Source organism: Mesorhizobium sp. M1403 (assembly GCF_040317695.1).
Lineage (GTDB): Bacteria > Pseudomonadota > Alphaproteobacteria > Rhizobiales > Rhizobiaceae > Mesorhizobium.
On record NZ_JAMYKY010000001.1, the window covers coordinates 334,114 to 350,556 of the forward strand.

At 63.7% G+C, this 16,443-nt stretch carries 15 protein-coding genes; 11 read left to right on the forward strand and 4 right to left on the reverse strand.

Translation table 11 applies throughout. From position 1 onward, the window contains the following. Positions 1-94: 94 nt before the first annotated feature. Positions 95-1,819 (forward strand): dihydroxy-acid dehydratase, encoded by a 1,725-nt coding sequence (gene ilvD, locus NKH01_RS01675; protein ID WP_023720050.1) that lies wholly within the window; start codon positions 95-97, stop codon positions 1,817-1,819. Then, positions 1,806-2,642 (forward strand): tetratricopeptide repeat protein, encoded by an 837-nt coding sequence (locus tag NKH01_RS01680; protein WP_023678939.1) that lies wholly within the window; start codon positions 1,806-1,808, stop codon positions 2,640-2,642. Before ilvD ends, NKH01_RS01680 begins: the two co-directional genes overlap by 14 nt. Before the next feature lie 24 nt (positions 2,643-2,666). Here NKH01_RS01680 and NKH01_RS01685 read toward each other — a convergent pair whose 3' ends face one another. From NKH01_RS01685 to erpA, 4 genes are all read right to left on the reverse strand, one after another. Then, positions 2,667-2,981, reverse strand: coding sequence for a hypothetical protein (locus tag NKH01_RS01685; RefSeq protein WP_023720051.1), 315 nt, complete (start codon positions 2,979-2,981; stop codon positions 2,667-2,669). Positions 2,982-3,058: 77 nt separating this feature from the next. Next, a complete protein-coding gene (gene xth / locus NKH01_RS01690; protein ID WP_023720052.1) occupies positions 3,059-3,853 on the reverse strand; it encodes an exodeoxyribonuclease III in 795 nt (264 codons plus the stop codon). A 30-nt stretch (positions 3,854-3,883) separates the two neighbouring features. Next, complete coding sequence (locus NKH01_RS01695) at positions 3,884-4,273, reverse strand: VOC family protein (RefSeq protein WP_353018645.1); 390 nt, start codon at positions 4,271-4,273, stop codon at positions 3,884-3,886. Positions 4,274-4,275: 2 nt separating this feature from the next. Then, a complete protein-coding gene (erpA, locus tag NKH01_RS01700; RefSeq protein ID WP_353018647.1) occupies positions 4,276-4,623 on the reverse strand; it encodes an iron-sulfur cluster insertion protein ErpA in 348 nt (115 codons plus the stop codon). Positions 4,624-4,696: 73 nt separating this feature from the next. Between erpA and NKH01_RS01705 the strand changes: the two genes are divergently transcribed. The 9 genes from NKH01_RS01705 to tatC all read left to right on the forward strand — a co-directional run bounded on the left by NKH01_RS01705 (position 4,697) and on the right by tatC (position 16,309). Then, positions 4,697-5,911 (forward strand): deoxyguanosinetriphosphate triphosphohydrolase, encoded by a 1,215-nt coding sequence (locus tag NKH01_RS01705; protein WP_353018648.1) that lies wholly within the window; start codon positions 4,697-4,699, stop codon positions 5,909-5,911. Positions 5,912-5,972: 61 nt separating this feature from the next. Next, positions 5,973-7,730 carry an arginine--tRNA ligase gene (gene argS, locus NKH01_RS01710; protein ID WP_353018650.1) on the forward strand — a complete coding sequence of 586 codons (1,758 nt, stop codon included), beginning with the start codon at positions 5,973-5,975 and terminating at the stop codon, positions 7,728-7,730. A gap of 103 nt (positions 7,731-7,833) precedes the next feature. Next, complete coding sequence (locus NKH01_RS01715) at positions 7,834-11,508, forward strand: SPOR domain-containing protein (RefSeq protein WP_353018652.1); 3,675 nt, start codon at positions 7,834-7,836, stop codon at positions 11,506-11,508. 119 nt (positions 11,509-11,627) lie between these two features. Beyond that, positions 11,628-12,647, forward strand: a complete 1,020-nt coding sequence (gene nagZ / locus NKH01_RS01720; protein ID WP_254818318.1) for a beta-N-acetylhexosaminidase — start codon at positions 11,628-11,630, stop codon at positions 12,645-12,647. Between the two features lie 58 nt (positions 12,648-12,705). Next, the gene (locus NKH01_RS01725; protein ID WP_352640662.1) at positions 12,706-13,506 is read left to right on the forward strand and encodes a segregation and condensation protein A; all 801 of its coding nucleotides are present in this window, start codon (positions 12,706-12,708) and stop codon (positions 13,504-13,506) included. Further along, positions 13,503-14,282 (forward strand): SMC-Scp complex subunit ScpB, encoded by a 780-nt coding sequence (gene scpB / locus NKH01_RS01730; protein ID WP_023720059.1) that lies wholly within the window; start codon positions 13,503-13,505, stop codon positions 14,280-14,282. Before NKH01_RS01725 ends, scpB begins: the two co-directional genes overlap by 4 nt. 178 nt (positions 14,283-14,460) lie before the next feature. After that, positions 14,461-14,682: a twin-arginine translocase TatA/TatE family subunit gene (locus tag NKH01_RS01735; RefSeq protein ID WP_023678929.1), complete on the forward strand. Its 222-nt coding sequence runs from the start codon at positions 14,461-14,463 to the stop codon at positions 14,680-14,682. A gap of 62 nt (positions 14,683-14,744) precedes the next feature. Further along, positions 14,745-15,449: a Sec-independent protein translocase protein TatB gene (tatB, locus tag NKH01_RS01740; protein WP_023720060.1), complete on the forward strand. Its 705-nt coding sequence runs from the start codon at positions 14,745-14,747 to the stop codon at positions 15,447-15,449. Continuing rightward, on the forward strand, positions 15,446-16,309 hold the full coding sequence (gene tatC / locus NKH01_RS01745; RefSeq protein WP_023720061.1) for a twin-arginine translocase subunit TatC: 864 nt from the start codon (positions 15,446-15,448) through the stop codon (positions 16,307-16,309). Before tatB ends, tatC begins: the two co-directional genes overlap by 4 nt. The last annotated feature ends 134 nt before the right edge of the window (positions 16,310-16,443 follow it).

Below are 16,443 nucleotides of genomic sequence, written 5' to 3' on the forward strand. Positions count from 1 at the left end.
CGCCATAAACCCGGCGCACCTCGAACTTGTCTCGGGACACGCGCCAAAAGGCTAGGCGAAGAGGCAGGCCGCACCGCCCGCGGCGAGGACGAGTATGGACGCCAGAGCGATCTCCAAGGCCAAGCTGCCAAGCCGTCACGTGACCGTTGGTCCCGAGCGGGCGCCGCATCGCTCCTACCTCTATGCGATGGGGCTGTCGGCGGCCGAGATCGCGCAGCCGCTGGTTGGTGTCGCCAGCTGCTGGAACGAGGCCGCACCTTGCAACATCTCACTGATGCGCCAGGCGCAAGTGGTCAAGAAGGGCGTGGCGGCCGCCAAAGGCACGCCGCGCGAATTCTGCACCATCACCGTCACCGACGGCATCGCCATGGGCCACCAGGGCATGAAGTCGTCGCTGGTGTCACGCGAGGTCATCGCCGATTCAGTCGAGCTTACCATGCGCGGCCATTGCTACGATGCGCTGGTCGGCCTGGCCGGTTGCGACAAGTCGCTGCCCGGCATGATGATGGCTATGGTGCGCCTCAACGTGCCGTCCATCTTCATCTATGGCGGCTCGATCCTGCCCGGCAGCTACCGTGGCCGGCAGATCACCGTGCAGGACGTATTCGAGGCGGTCGGCCAGCATTCGGTCGGCACCATCGGCGACGCCGAACTGCTAGAAATCGAGCAAGCCGCGTGTCCGTCGGCCGGCTCCTGCGGCGCCCAGTTCACCGCCAACACCATGGCCACCGTCGCTGAGGCGATCGGCCTGGCGCTGCCCTATTCCTGCGGCGCGCCGGCACCCTACGAGATGCGCGACCGCTTCAATTTCGCTTCCGGCGAAAAGATCATGGAGTTGATCGCAAGGAACATCCGCCCTCGCGACATCGTTACTATGAAAGCGTTGGAAAATGCCGCGACCGTGGTCTCGGCCACCGGCGGCTCGACCAACGCGGCGCTGCATCTGCCGGCGATCGCGCACGAAGCCGGGATAAAGTTCGACCTTTTCGACGTGGCCAGGATATTCGAAAAGACACCCTACATCGCCGACCTCAAGCCGGGCGGCAAATACGTCGCCAAGGACATGTTCGAGGCCGGCGGCATTCCGCTCTTGATGAAGACGCTGCTCGACCATGGCTATCTTCATGGCGATTGCCTGACGGTGACCGGCCGCACTTTGGCCGAAAATATGGAACATGTTTCCTGGAATGACAGCCAGGATGTGGTCCGTCCCGCCAACAAGCCGATTACCCAGACCGGCGGGGTCGTGGGCTTGAAGGGTAACCTTGCCCCCGAAGGCGCGATCGTGAAGGTCGCAGGCATGGCGGAACTCAAATTCTCGGGTCCGGCGCGCTGCTTCGATTCGGAAGAGGAATGTTTCGAGGCGGTTACGCGCCGTAACTATAGCGAAGGCGAGGTTCTCGTCATCCGTTACGAGGGTCCGCGCGGCGGCCCGGGCATGCGCGAAATGCTGTCGACGACGGCGGCTCTCTACGGCCAGGGCATGGGCGGCAAGGTGGCGCTCATCACCGACGGGCGTTTTTCTGGCGCGACGCGCGGTTTCTGCATCGGCCATGTCGGGCCGGAAGCGGCCGTCGGTGGCCCGATCGGGCTTCTGAAAGACGGCGACTTGATTTCGATCGATGCGGTGAACGGCACGATCGAGGTTGCATTGTCCAAAGCCGAACTGGCGGCGAGGGCAAAAGCATGGAAGGCGCGCACGACCGACTATCAGTCGGGCGCGATCTGGAAATACGCACAGACGGTCGGATCTGCCCGCGACGGCGCGGTCACCCATCCGGGCGGTGCCAAAGAAACACACTGCTATGCGGACATCTGAGTTGTTGAGGTCGTCTGTCCTTTCGGCACTGGTTGCGCTCGCCACGTTTGGCGCGACCTTAGGCGCCGTCGGCCAGGCCATGGCCTTCGACGACAAGGTGTTCGACGACAAGACCGGCGTGAAGCCGCAGTCGAGCCCGTGGGCGGTGTTCCAGTTCGGCTTTTCCGCTTACAAGAACGGCCATAAGGAGCAGGCCGCGGAAGCCTACAAATATGCCGCCGAGAACGGCCAGATCGGCGCCACCTGGAAGCTTGCGCGCATGTATGCCGAAGGCGATGGCGTGGCGCGAGACGACTACGCGGCGTTCAAGTTCTTCAGCGAGATCGTCGACCAGGACGTCGAGCCCGGTTCGCCCGAGGAAAGCTATGTTTCGGACGCGCTGGTGGCGCTTGGCGACTATCTGAGGAAAGGCATTCCCGGCAGCCCCGTCGAGGAGAACGAGGTGGCGGCCCAGGAATATTACATGCGTGCCGCCGCCAACTACCGCAATCCGAACGCCCAGTTCGAGATGGGCCAGATGTTCCTCAAGGGCGAGGGCGGCGTCAAGGCCAGCGTCAAGCAGGCCGGACGCTGGTTCCAGCTGGCGGCCGAAAAGGGCCATGCGGGCGCGCAGGCGACGCTCGGCAACCTGCTTTTCCAAAGCGGCAAGATCGTCCGCGGGCTGGCGATGATGACCGCGGCACTCGAACGAGCCTCACCCGCCGACCAGCCATGGATCCGCGGCATGCAGGAAGAAGCGTTTGCCGCCGCCGGCGAAGCCGACCGTCGCACCGCGATCTCGCTGGCCGACGACATCCTGACCAAGGGTGGCGGCGACCAGTAGTCCGGCGGGATTTGTCGATTTAAATCAGTTCTCGGTCGGTTTCGCCGGCACGCCGCCGGGCGCCGGTGTTGATATCGGCGTGCCTTGCAGATGCGGGGCCAGTGTGTTCTCCGGGCAGCCGTCCCGCTGCTTTGTCCAGGACGTGTTGTTGAGCACCATCTCGCAGCGGGCGAGGTGGCTTTGTCCGGCAAGTGTCAGGCAGGCCATTTGACCGATCTGGAACGATTTGCCATTGGCAAGGCATAGCGGAGCGGCAACGGCCGGCATCGCGCCAAAAGCGAGCGCCGCGGCACACGTGCAAAGTGCAAGTCGGATAGTCATGGGAACCCCAGCCACCATGATGATTTCTCATCAAGCGCGCGATTTGTGGCGATAAGAGGTCAACTTCTCAATGTGCCGCCGGACAGCAGCTCCGATCAGGCCGGCCGCAGCGCCAGATCGATCGCCACCGGCACATGGTCGGAGGGTTTTTCCCAGGCGCGCACCTGTTTTTCGATCGAAGCCGAGGAAAACCAATTGGCGGCTTCGGGCGACAGAAGCAGGTGGTCGATGCGGATGCCGTTGTTCTTCTGCCAGGCGCCGGCCTGATAGTCCCAGAACGTAAAGACGTCGGGGGCGTCGGTGACGGCACGCACGGCTTCGGTGAAGCCGAGATTCTTCAGCCGCCGGAACGCCTGCCGCGTTGCGGGCTGGAACAGCGCGTCGCTTAGCCAGTTTTCCGGATATTTCGCATCGGCCGGCTCAGGAATGACATTGTAGTCGCCGGCCAGGACCAGCGGCTCTTCCAGTGCAAGCCGCTCCTCGGCCCAGCGCTCCAGCCGCGTCATCCAGGAAAGCTTGTAGGAGAACTTCTTCTCGTCGTCGATTGGGTTGCCGTTCGGCAGATAGATAGAGGCAACCCGCAAGGCGCCCTTGTCGGTCGAGAACACGCCTTCGATGAAACGCGCCTGCTCGTCGGCATCGTCGCCCGGCAAGCCGCGATTGACCTCGTCGAAACGCAGCTTCGACAGGATGGCGACGCCGTTGAAGCCTTTTTGGCCGTAGGTCTCGACATTGTAGCCGAGCGCCTCGATCTCGGCGCGAGGAAATTGCTCGTCGACCGTCTTGATCTCCTGCAGGCAGGCGATGTCGGGCGCGCTTTCCGTCAGCCAATGGGTCAAATTGCCGATGCGGGCGCGGACGCCGTTGATGTTCCAGGTGACGATTTTCATGACGTCCTCGATAGGCTGGTGGTCCGGAGACTAGCGATCCGGCGGGTGACGTTCGACAAGGCCGATCGTATTGCCTGCCGGGTCCTTTAGGAAGGCCATCCACTCGCTTTCCCCCGCCTGGCCGAACAGGCCTTCGGTGTCGCGATGGACGAGCGCCGGCGGCGCGGTGAAGGGGACACCGGCGGCCCTTGCCGAAGCGTGGAACTCTTCGAGGCCCGATATGTCGAGATAGACGGTGCCGGCAGGCAGGCCGTCGGTGAAAAGCAGGCGCACGTCACCTGCCATGATGAAGGCGATGCCTGGAGGATCGAAACGCGCATGCAGACTCATGCCGAGCACCTCGCGCCAGAAGGCCAGCGTTGCGTCGAGGTCGCGTCCGGCGGAAAGCGCGATCTGACGGACCGCGCCGATGTCGGGCATTTCTAGACCGAGAAGCTGGTGCCGCAGCCGCAGGAGGCGACCGCATTGGGGTTCCTGATCTGGAACGACTGGCCCATCAGATCGTCGACGAAATCGATCACCGAGCCGCCCATATAGACCAGCGACAGGTCGTCGATCAGCACGGTTGCGCCGTCCTTCTCGATGGCGACGTCGTCGTCATTGCGCCTGTCGACCAGGTCGAACTTGTAGGAGAAGCCGGAACAGCCGCCGCCCTCGACCGAGACGCGCAGCGCGGTCTTACCGGCTTCGCTCGCCACGATCTTGGCGATCCGCCTGGCAGCGGCGTCGGTCATCTCGACTTTCATGGCGGTCTTGGCATCAGCGCCCATGGGCGTCACCTTGCTTTCGGTTTCGTATGATAGGTATGAAGCGCGACGGGGCAAGTCAACTGCGGCATACGTTATGACCAACGAGTTGGGCGACATCGGATTCGGCTATCGGCCGCGCGCGGCCTATGCCAGCGACCCGGCGAAGTCGCGCGGGCGGCTGTTCGACGAGGTGGAAAGCCCGACGCGCACGCCGTTCCAGCGCGACCGCGACCGCATCATCCATTCGACGGCGTTCCGCCGGCTGAAGCACAAGACGCAAGTGTTCGTCGCACACGACGGCGACCATTACCGCACAAGGCTGACGCATTCGATCGAGGTGGCGCAAATTGCACGCGCTCTGGCGCGGGCACTGCGCGGCGACGAGGACCTGGCCGAGGCGGTGGCCCTGGTGCACGACTTCGGCCACACGCCCTTCGGCCATACCGGCGAGGACGCGCTGAACGAGAAGATGGCCGCCTGGGGCGGCTTCGACCACAATGCGCAATCGCTGCGCGTGGTGACGCGGCTGGAGCGGCGCTATGCCGAGTTCGATGGGCTGAACCTCACCTGGGAAACGCTGGAGGGGCTGGTCAAGCACAATGGCCCACTGACCGATGCCAAGGGCAAAGGGCTGAAGGGGCCGGTGCCGCAGGCGATCCGCGACTATTCCGAACTGCACGACCTCGAGCTCGACCGCTTCGCCGGTATCGAGGCGCAGTGCGCGGCGATTGCCGACGACATCGCCTACAACACCCATGACATCGACGACGGGCTGAGGGCAGGGCTGCTGACGCTGGACATGCTGGAGGACCTCTCGCTGCCGGGGTCGATCCTCAAGGGGGTGCGTGAGCGCTATCCGGCGCTCGATGACGTACGCACCGGCCACGAGCTGATGCGCCGGCAGATCACTATCATGGTCGAGGACGTGATCGTCTCGACGACGGCCAATCTGGCGCGCATCAAGCCCGACAGCGCCGAGGCGGTAAGGGCGGCCGGCGAGACGATGGTGAGCTTCTCCGCCGAGACGGCCGTATCGGAAAAGGAGCTGAAGGCCTTTCTCTACAAGCATCTCTATCGGCACGCGGAGGTCATGCGGGTGCGCGCCGACGCCGACCAGATCGTCAGGGACCTGTTCGACGTCTATTTCGCCGATCCGCGCGCCATGCCGGATGGCTGGCGCGAAGGGCTCGATCGGGCGGAGGATCGCGTCAAGGCGCGCAGTGTTGCCGATTTCCTGGCTGGCATGACGGACACTTATGCACTCAAGGAACACAGGCGTTTGTTTGACCATACGCCGGATTTGAGCTAGGGCGGGCGCGATTTTGCCGGCCGACGAGCCGGATCCCTGCAAAACCGTCAGAGCCATAGCAATGAACATCTTCGCCGATTTCAACGCGCGAATCATAAAGGCCGTCGAAGCGCTTGATTTGAAAGACAAGGATGGCGTGCCGCCGGATCTGTCGCGCATCGCCGTCGAGCCGCCGCGCGATGCCAGCCATGGCGATCTCGCCACCAACGCTGCCATGGTGTTGGCCAAGCCGACCGGCCAGAACCCGCGCGCGCTGGCCGAAAGGCTGGCCGAGGCGCTGCGCGCCGACGAGGATATCGCGGCCGCCGAGATCGCCGGTCCGGGCTTCGTCAATCTCAGGCTCAAGGACGGCTTCTGGCAGGCGCATCTGACGGCGCTGCTCGGCGAAGGCCGCAATTACGGCCGCTCGACTGTCGGCGGCGGCAAGAAAACCAATGTCGAATATGTCTCGGCCAACCCGACCGGGCCGATGCATGTCGGCCATTGCCGGGGTGCCGTGGTCGGCGACGCGCTCGCCAACCTGATGGCCTTCGCCGGTTACGACGTGACCAAGGAATATGTCATCAACGATGCCGGTTCGCAGATCGACGTGCTCGGACGCTCGGTCATCCTGCGCTACCGCGAGGCGCTTGGCGATGAGATCGGCGAGATTCCGGCCGGGCTTTATCCAGGCGACTATCTGATCCCCGTTGGTCAGGCGTTGGCCAGCGAATTCGGCCGCTCCCTACTGCAGATGCCGGACGAGGAGGCACTTGCCATCGTCAAGGACAGGACGATCGACGCGATGATGGCGATGATCCGCGAGGATCTGGCGCTGCTCAACGTGCATCACGACGTCTTCTTTTCCGAGCGGACGCTGCATGCCAACAATGCGAAGAAGATCCGCTCGGCGATCAGCGACCTGACGCTGAAGGGCCACATCTACAAGGGCAAGCTGCCGCCGCCCAAGGGCGAGAAGCCGGACGACTGGGAGGACCGCGAGCAGACGCTGTTCCGCTCGACCGCGGTCGGCGACGACATGGACCGGGCGCTGGTCAAGTCGGACGGTACCTTCACCTATTTCGCTGCCGATGTCGCTTACCTCAAGGACAAGGTCGATCGCGGCTTCGTCGACCTGATCTATGTGCTTGGCGCCGATCATGGCGGCTATGTGAAACGGCTGGAAGCGCTTGCCCGGGCGATTGCCGGCGACGAGGTCAAGCTTACCGTGCTGCTTTGCCAGCTGGTGAGGCTGTTTCGCGCCGGCGAGCCGGTGCGCATGTCGAAGCGGTCGGGCGAGTTCGTGACCCTGCGCGAAGTGGTCGAGGAGGTCGGCCGCGACCCGATCCGCTTCATGATGCTCTACCGCAAGAACGACGCGCCGCTCGACTTCGACTTCGCCAAGGTGACCGAGCAGTCGAAGGACAATCCGGTATTCTACGTGCAGTATGCCTCGGCGCGCTGCCATTCGGTGTTCCGGCAGGCGAGCGAGCAGTTGGGCGAGGCCATGTTCGACCGCAACCAGCTGGCCGCCGAAGTGGCTTTGCTGACCGATGAGGGTGAGATCGGCCTGATCAGGAAGCTCGCCGAATATCCGCGGCTGATCGAAGCCGCGGCGCTCGCGCTTGAGCCCCACCGGCTGGCATTCTACCTCTACGAACTTGCTTCCAGCTTCCACGGACACTGGAACCGGGGCACCGATAATCCCGACTTACGTTTTGTTAAGGTTAACGACCGACAATTGACGCATGCCAGACTAGGGCTGGTGCAGGCTGTTTCGGACGTTTTGACGTCCGGCCTGACGCTGATCGGAGCCAATGCGCCCACCGAAATGCGTTAGGTTTGAGTAAAAAACCTGTCACCTTTTGCCCACATTGCGCTGGTAAGGGCCAACCCTACGCGACGTCCATGGCGTCCGAATGAGTGCGAGTTCGGGAACAATAATGGCAGACAGAACCCAGCTGAGAGCAGCCGACCACAACGACATCGCCAACGATGATCCGTTCGCGGAACTGACCAGGATCATGGGGTTCGACCCGCGCCAGCCGGTCAAACCGCAAACCCCGGCCCAGCCGAAAACCGCTGCCGTCGAGCCGCCGGTGGGCGAGGCCGATTTCGACATCGATCTCGAGAAGGAGTTGATGGGCGAATTCGGCGCCGACGCCAATGACAATGCTTCCCATGCCGAGCTTCGCGAGCCGACACCCGAACCGGCTACCACGGATGAGATGGAGGACGCGCTTGCCGCCTCGTTCGAACAGGATTTCGCGTTCGACGACAGTGCGGTGGATGATGTTGCTCCCGTTGCGGCCGCTCCTGTTGCCGCCGACGAAATTGCCTTCGCCCCCGAAAGGGCGTTCGCTCCCGCTGTCGAGCCGGAGTTCGACGAGGAGTTCGATAACGCCGTCGCCGGCTCGCTCGAAGACGTGTCGCCGTTCGAGGACGACCTTTCGAGTGACGACGAACTTGCCGCCTCGCTCGATCAGGATTTTCGGCACGACGACGATGTGACGGGCAAGATCGGGGCGACGGGCGAGGACGGACCCAGGGCCGCAGCCGATGCATACGCGCCGGTCGACGAGCCCGCCTTCGACGACGAGCCTGCCTTCGACAATGAGTTCGACAACGCCGTGGCCAACTCGCTCGAAGACGAGCTGATGCTCGAAGAGCATGAGCCGATGGAGCAGGCCGTCGCCGTTGAAACCGCGGCGCAAGCCGCCGAGCCTGCGTTCGATGACGAGTTCGACGATGCCGTTGCAAGCTCGCTCGAAGACGAGCTGATGGTCGACGAGCATGAGCCGGCGGAAACCGTCGCCGCCCCGGCATCGCCGGTTGAGGCGGTTTCGGACGATGAGAATTTTGCCGGCCATTTCGATGATGCCATGGCCGACGTCGACATGGACTTAGACGTTCGCCCGAACGAGCCTGCCGAAATCGAAGAACCAGAGGCCGTCGAGCTTTCCGGCACGGCTGCTGAAGCGGCGTTCGACGACGATTTCGATCTGAACTTCGACGATGCGCTTGCCGAAGACGTCGAAGAGCCCGTGGCGCAGGTCGTTGCGGCCGAACCCGTGCCGCCGGCCGCCGCTGTCGCCCCGACGGCCCCAGTGGCTGAGGAACGCAGCCTGGAAGACGAGCTGAACGCGCTGCTGGGGGCGATGAGCACACGGCCGGCACAAGCGGCCAACGAACCTCAGACAAGCCAGCAGCCTGCCCAGAAGCCTGTGATGGCTGCTGCTCAGCAGCCCGTGGCGCCCGCAATTCAGGAGCCAGCAGTGGCCGCTGAACAGCCCATGGCGGCGGCTGAAGACGTCACCAACGAACCGGTGCATCCTGTCGACGAGCTGGATTGGGAACTCGACGAGCACGAGCCCGCTGAGCCGCAGCAGTCCAGTGCCGCCGATGACGCCGATCTTGGCAGTGTCCTCTTGGATGAGCTTGAAGGCGAGGATTTCGGCGCTGAAGCCGCTGCCAGACCTGCGGATGATTTGGACAACGATGCGCTCGATGCCGACTTCGCCAGGAATATCGGCCTGGATCATGACTCGGCCGACAAGAGTGCCGCAGCTGCTTCCGAAGAAGATCCGCTCGATGCGCTGAACTGGCTGACGACACGCGCCACGCCGCCCGAGCCGGCCCGCTCGTGGAGCCGCGTGACGCCGGTCGCCCAGCCTCAGCCCGCTTTTGCAAGCCAGCCGGTGGCTTCGGCGCGTCCGGCACCACCGCCGCAGCCGGCTGCAACGCCGTCCTATCGGGCCGCACCGGTCGAAGAGGCGCCGTCCTATGAAGGCCAGGCATCCCGTGAAGAGAGGCCGTCCTATGAAGATCGGCCCGCCTACACGGAAGCTGCACCAACCTCGCATCAACAGCCTTCCGCGTATGACGAGATGCCCGATGTCGAGACGGTCGACGTGCCCGAGCGCGTCGTGGCGCTGGCGGACGATCTCGACATTCCGGAGCTCAACTTCGACGATGACGAGCCGGTGGCGCCCGCCTACGACGATCTTGATGCCGATTTTGCCAGCCTTCTCACCGAAATGAATGCCACGGATATAGCGCCTGCCCCGGTGCGCAGTGCTGGCTATGACGATGAATACGATGCGGGCTTTGCGTCTGGTTATAAGCAAGATCGTGGCGAGACGCGCGCCTATGGCGCCAAGCCTGCGGAAGCCCCCGTCAGCGCGGCGGCCGCTTCCTATGCCGATGCAGCGGACGGTTTCGATCTGGGCCCATTGCCCGGTGGCCAGCCGGTTTCGCAAGCCGACGATTTCACCTTCGATGAGCTCGACTACGATCCCGAACTGGACGACGAGATGTCGGTCCCGGGCCTCGCCGAACGCGAGGCCGAAAGGCGGCCGCGCAGGCGCGGGCTGCTGATAGGAGCGATAGTCGGCGCGGTGGCGATCGCCGGAGGCCTTGGCGCCTTTGCGTTGACCCTCGGCGGCAAGAGCGACGGCGATGCGCCGGTTATCGTCAAGGCCGACAACAGGCCGATCAAGATCAAGCCGGAAAATCCAGGCGGCGCCGTCGTGCCGAACCAGGACAACAAGGTCTATGACGCTGTGGTCAAGGGCGCCAAGCCCGCCGAGCCCGTTCAGCAGAAGCTGGTCACCAACACCGAAGAGCCTGTGGACCTGAAAGCCAACGAACCGGAGAGCCGCGTCGTCGATCTTTCGCCCAATGACCCCGACGCCGCGGACGATCTCGACGCGCCCGGCACAGTGGCGTCCGACACCAACGCCTCTGGTATCAACGCGCCTGATACCAACGCGCCTGACACCGATGCGCTTGGCGCCAATGCCGCTGGCGGTACCGAAACTGCCGCCGCACCGGCGCCCAAGTCCGAGGATCGCATCGCGCAGGTTCTGCAGGAGGCCGAGAAGGGTGCCAACCCCGAGATCGTCGCCGTTGCGCCGCGCAAGGTACGGACCATGGTCGTGAAACCTGACGGCTCGCTGGTGGCGCGCGAGGATCCGGCGCCTGCCGCCCCGCAGATGGCTGCTGCCGAGCCGGCAGATCCGGCGCCGCAGCACGTGGCTCCGTCGGCCCAGGCCGACGCTGCCGCGCAGACTGGCACCGTGCCCCTGATCGAGCAGATGACAAGTGATCCGAAGATTGGCGATCAGAAGATTGGTGACCAGCCGAGTGGCGATCAGGCGAGTGGCGATCAGGCCGAAACCACCAAGCTGCAGCCGGCGCCCAAGCCCGACACCAAGGCCGAAGCCAAGGCCCAGCCCTCAGCCAGCAAGCAGTCCGCCAACACCCCGGCCACGGTCCCAGTGGCGCCGCAGCGTCCGTCTGACCAGCCGGTCGACGTAGTCGGCGAAGTCAAGCCCGATCAGGTTGCTTCCATCGATCCGGCCGCGGCCGGCGCTGGTTCGTGGTCGATACAGATCGCTTCGCAGCCGACAGTCGAAAGCGCCCAGTCGACTTATCAGGATCTGCAGCGCCGCTACGGCAGCGTGCTTTCCGGCCGCACCGCCAACATCGTCAAGGCCGAAATTGCCGGCAAGGGCACCTTCTACCGCGTCCGCGTTCCAGCGCAGTCGCGCAACGAGGCGATCAAACTGTGCACCAGCTACAAGGCTGCTGGCGGCAATTGCTTCGTGTCCCACTAGCGGCACCAAAAACCTCTCGAAAAGCCGGCGCTCGCGCCGGCTTTTTTGCGTGAACGGAAATCCCTGGAGGCAATTGCGGGCGATTCCCTTTGTCGGCGCGAAGCTCTAAACTGTTCCGCATGACCGAATCAAAATCCATGATCCTCGGCTGCGCCGGGAAATCACTGACCCGCGACGAGATCCGTTTCTACCGCAACGAATGCCCGTGGGGTTTCATCCTGTTTGCGCGCAATATCGGCGAGACCGAGCAGATCCGCGATCTGGTCGCCGCCATGCGCGACTGCGTCGGGCGCGCGGATGCGCCGGTATTCATTGACCAGGAGGGCGGCCGGGTGCAGCGCCTGCGGCCGCCGCTGGCGCCGAACTATCCGGCTGCCGGCGCACTCGGCGCCTTGTGGCGCGACGACCATGACGCCGGCACCCGTGCCGCCTGGCTGATGGCGCGGCTGCATGCCTTCGATCTGCTGCGCTACGGCATCACGGCGGATTGCCTGCCGGTGCTCGACGTGCCGATCGAGGGCGCCAGCGACGTCATCGGCGCACGCGCCTATGGCAAGGAGCCGCGCGCCGTCATCGAATTGGGTCGCGCCGCGGCGGAAGGCCTGATGGCGGGCGGCGTGCTGCCGGTGATGAAGCATATTCCCGGCCATGGAAGGGCCTTCGCCGACACGCATTTCGAACTGCCGACCGTCGACGCCTCGATCGGCGACCTGCAGCGGCATGATTTTGCGCCGTTCAGGGAGCTCAACCATTTGCCGATGGCGATGACGGCGCATGTCGTCTATAGCGCGATCGACCCGAAGAACCCGGCCACGACATCCGGCAAGGTCATCGAAAAGATCATCCGCGGCGAAATCGGCTTCGACGGTCTGTTGATGAGCGACGACACCTCGATGAAGGCACTTTCTGGGGATTTCCCGTCAAAGGCGGCCGCTATCCTTGCGGCGGGCTGCGATCTGGTCCTTCACTGCAACGGCGTGTTTGAGGAGATGGCCGGCATTGCATCGCGAACGACCGGACTTGAAGGCAAGTCGTTTGAGCGCGCGGAGCGGGCGCTGACCTATATCAGGAACCGTGACGTAGCGGACGAGACCGAGATTCGGGCCGAATTTGCCAGTTATTTCGACGCGGTGGCCTAGCATCAAAGGAAGCGAAGTGGCGGAAACATTGGACCTGAAGGCCGGCAAGGCCGCACCGATGGACCGTCTGTGGGCCGAGAACGATGATTCCCGGCTGACCGGCGATCCCGCTTTGGTCGTCGACGTGGCCGGTTTCGAGGGTCCGCTCGATCTTCTGCTGCATCTTGCCCGCAACCAGAAGGTCGACCTGTCGCGCATCTCGATCCTGGCGCTGGCCGAGCAATATCTGGCCTTCGTCGAGAAGGTGAGGGCGCTGCGGCTGGAGCTTGCCGCCGACTATCTGGTGATGGCGGCATGGCTGGCCTTCCTCAAGTCGAAGCTCCTGATCCCCAAGCAGCCCGGCGACGAAGGCGAAAGCGGCGAGGAACTGGCGGCAGTGCTGCAGTTCCGGCTGAAGCGGCTGGAGGCGATGCGCGACGCGGCGGCACGGCTGGTCAACCGCAACCGGCTCGGACGCGACGTGTTTGCGCGCGGCATGCCGGAAATGGTCATCGTCGAGAAGCGAAATGCCTATTCGGCCTCGCTCTACGATTTGTTGACCGCCTATGCCCAGCAGCGCCAAAAGCAGGCGGTCACCAATGTGACGATCGCCAGGCGCGGCGTGTGGTCGCTCAAGGATGCGCGTGACGTGCTGATCAGGCTGATCGGGTCGCTGCGCGACTGGACGGCGCTCGACAGTTTCCTGGTCGAATATCTGGCCGGCCCGGAAGAGCGGCGCACCGCTGTCGCCAGCTCGTTTGCCGCAACGCTGGAACTGGTGCGCGAAGGCAAGATGGAGATGCGGCAGGACCAGGTGTTCGCGCCGCTTTATCTGCGCGGCCGCGCTCAAGCCATCAAGATAGTCGAGGTGACACCATGAGCGAACGCGCCAACGCTTCGGTCATTCCGTTCAAGGTCGAGGACGACGCCGAGCAAGGCGCGGTTGCCGAGAACCCGGCACAAAACCAGGGGCAGAATTTGTCGCAGAATCCCGGCGAGCGGCTGCATATGGCGGAGGCCGTACGGATGGCCGAGGCGATCGTATTCGCCAGCGCCGAGCCGGTCAGCGAAAAACAGCTCACTTCGCGGCTGCCCGACGGCATCAACATTGCCGCGGCGATGGCCGAACTGCAGCAGATCTATGCGCGGCGCGGCGTCAATCTGGTGCGCGTCGGCGATGCCTGGGCCTTCCGCACCGCCGGCGACCTCGCCTTCCTGATGAGCCGCGACACGGTGCAGCAGCGCAAGCTGTCCCGCGCTGCCCTCGAAGTGCTGGCGATCATCGCCTACCACCAGCCGGTGACGCGCGCCGAGATCGAGGACATCCGCGGCGTCGAGACGTCAAAGGGGACGCTCGACACGCTGATGGAGACGGAATGGGTGAGAATGCGCGGCCGGCGCCGCACGCCCGGCCGTCCCGTCACCTACGGCACGACGGACATTTTTCTCGACCATTTCGCACTGGAGGAGATCCGCGATCTCCCCGGCATGGAGGAATTGAAGGGTGCAGGATTGCTGTCCGGCCGCATGCCGTCGAATTTCTCGGTGCCGCTGCCGCCGGCCGACCCCGATGCGCTCACCGACGACGAGGATCCGCTGACCGACATCGACCTCGAGGAACTCGGCCTTTTGACGCCGCGCGTCACGGACGATTGAGCCGAGCGCCATCTTTAAGCCACAGCCAGGATGGAACTGCGCCGATTGGTAGCGGGCCGCCGTGCCGAAAGTGCGTGACTTCGGCCACTCATTCATGAACTCTGTCGCAGTTCTGTTTGAATCCGAACCCGAAAGCGCATAGATCAGCGTCTGGGAAACCGTTCGAGAGAGATTTGCTATGGGTTCATTTTCGATTTGGCACTGGATGATCGTTCTGGTGATCGTGCTGCTGGTCTTCGGCCGCGGCAAGATCCCCGAGCTGATGGGCGACATGGCCAAGGGCATCAAGAGCTTCAAGAAGGGCATGGCCGACGACGAGACTGCCGAGGACAAGCGCACCGTCGAACACCGTTCCGACGAGACCGTGTCGGTACCGAAGGAAAAGGCCAGCAAAAGCTGAGCCCAAAACTTTGGTTGGCCAAAACTTGAGTCGGCCTGAAACTTGAGTCGGAACGTATAGCCATGTTCGAAGTCGGCTGGACCGAGATGCTGGTGATCGCGATCGTCATGATCGTGGTCGTCGGGCCCAAGGATTTGCCCAACATGCTGCGCACCTTCGGCCGCACAACGGCGAAGCTGCGCGCCATGGCGTCGGATTTCCAGCGGCAGTTCAACGACGCACTGAAGGAAGCCGAACTCGACGACGTCAAGAAGTCGGTCGATTCGCTGAGAAGCCTCAATCCGGCAGCCGAGATTAGGAAGCAGCTCAATCCATTCGAGCAGGCCGCCGCCGACGTCCGTTCCGGCGTCGATGCCGTGATGAAACCCAAGCCGGCGGTCGAGGCCGCCTCGACAGAGCAGGCAGCCGAGCCGCTGAAGAACGGCGCGACGACGATGCCGGGCGTCAGCCCGCCGGAGCCGACGCCGGCCACGCCGATCTTTCCGGCGATGACGGACGAGTCCGTCGTGGCGCCGGCAGTAGAGGCGCAAACGACTGCAGCGGCCGTGCCGCAAAAAGCGCCGGCGGCAAAGAAGAAGCCGGCGCCCGCGAAAGCCGCGGCTGCCGTGCCGGCCAAGCCGGCAAAGGCCGCTGCGCCAAAGGTCGCCACAAAAGCTGAGCCGAAAGCGCAGTCATCAGCAGCGAAGAAGCCGGCGGCAGCAGCGAAGAAGCCTGCGGCAGCAACGAAGAAGCCGGCCGCCACGAAAACGGCGGGAGCCGCCAAGTGAGCACTTCGGACACGGAAAAGGACGAGATCGAAAAATCGTCGGCTCCGCTGATGGAGCACCTGATCGAGTTGCGCCGGCGGCTGATGTGGTCGATCGGCGGTTTTTTCGTTGCTTTTCTTGTGTGCTTCTTCTTCGCCAAGAAGCTGTTCAACCTGTTGGTGATCCCGTTCAGATGGGCGACCCAATGGGCCGGGCTCGATCCGCACAAGGTCGAGCTGATCTATACGGCGCCGCAGGAGTTCTTCTTTACCCAGGTCAAGCTCGCCATGTTCGGCGGTATGGTCATCGCTTTTCCGTTGATCGCCACGCAGATCTACAAATTCATCGCGCCCGGCCTCTACAAGAACGAGCGCAATGCCTTCCTGCCGTTCCTGATCGCCTCGCCGATCCTGTTTCTGATGGGCGCGTCGCTGGTCTATTTCTTCTTTACGCCGATGGTGATGTGGTTCTTCCTCGCCATGCAGCAGACCGGCACCAACGACCAGGTGCAGATTTCGCTGCTGCCGAAAGTGTCCGAATATCTCAGCCTGATCATGACGCTGATCTTCTCCTTCGGCCTGGTGTTCCAGTTGCCGGTGGTGACAAGCCTGATGACGCGGGTCGGCATGCTGTCGTCGCAAGGGTTGGCCGAGAAGCGCAAATGGGCGATCGTCATCGCCTTCGTCGTGGCGGCGGTGCTGACGCCGCCCGACCCGATGAGCCAGATCGGCCTCGCAATTCCGACGATCCTGCTCTACGAGGTCTCGATCTGGTCGGCTCGCTTGATCGAGCGCAGCAAGGAGCGCGACCGTGTCGCCCGCGAAAAGCAGGACGCCACGGAAGAGGTGGCCGAAAAGCCGGCGGACGCGTCGTCGACGTAGGTGGGGTTACCGGCTGGCATCTTTCTTCCGGCCGCAGCAACTTTGTTCTTGCTTTGTGCCGGCAGCTATGCTACTAATCTGGGTATGGTGCTGATTCGGCGCCGACGACCCGCCCTCTGAGGCGGGTTTTTGTT

Bases quoted from the DNA above. Each gene is read 5' to 3' on its own strand.
- ilvD (WP_023720050.1), top strand. From the start codon at position 95: ATGGACGCCAGAGCGATCTCCAAGGCCAAGCTGCCAAGCCGTCACGTG.
- NKH01_RS01680 (WP_023678939.1), top strand. From the start codon at position 1,806: ATGCGGACATCTGAGTTGTTGAGGTCGTCTGTCCTTTCGGCACTGGTT.
- NKH01_RS01685 (WP_023720051.1), bottom strand. From the start codon at position 2,981: ATGGTGGCTGGGGTTCCCATGACTATCCGACTTGCACTTTGCACGTGT.
- xth (WP_023720052.1), bottom strand. From the start codon at position 3,853: ATGAAAATCGTCACCTGGAACATCAACGGCGTCCGCGCCCGCATCGGC.
- NKH01_RS01695 (WP_353018645.1), bottom strand. From the start codon at position 4,273: ATGCCCGACATCGGCGCGGTCCGTCAGATCGCGCTTTCCGCCGGACGC.
- erpA (WP_353018647.1), bottom strand. From the start codon at position 4,623: ATGGGCGCTGATGCCAAGACCGCCATGAAAGTCGAGATGACCGACGCC.
- NKH01_RS01705 (WP_353018648.1), top strand. From the start codon at position 4,697: ATGACCAACGAGTTGGGCGACATCGGATTCGGCTATCGGCCGCGCGCG.
- argS (WP_353018650.1), top strand. From the start codon at position 5,973: ATGAACATCTTCGCCGATTTCAACGCGCGAATCATAAAGGCCGTCGAA.
- NKH01_RS01715 (WP_353018652.1), top strand. From the start codon at position 7,834: ATGGCAGACAGAACCCAGCTGAGAGCAGCCGACCACAACGACATCGCC.
- nagZ (WP_254818318.1), top strand. From the start codon at position 11,628: ATGACCGAATCAAAATCCATGATCCTCGGCTGCGCCGGGAAATCACTG.
- NKH01_RS01725 (WP_352640662.1), top strand. From the start codon at position 12,706: ATGGACCGTCTGTGGGCCGAGAACGATGATTCCCGGCTGACCGGCGAT.
- scpB (WP_023720059.1), top strand. From the start codon at position 13,503: ATGAGCGAACGCGCCAACGCTTCGGTCATTCCGTTCAAGGTCGAGGAC.
- NKH01_RS01735 (WP_023678929.1), top strand. From the start codon at position 14,461: ATGGGTTCATTTTCGATTTGGCACTGGATGATCGTTCTGGTGATCGTG.
- tatB (WP_023720060.1), top strand. From the start codon at position 14,745: ATGTTCGAAGTCGGCTGGACCGAGATGCTGGTGATCGCGATCGTCATG.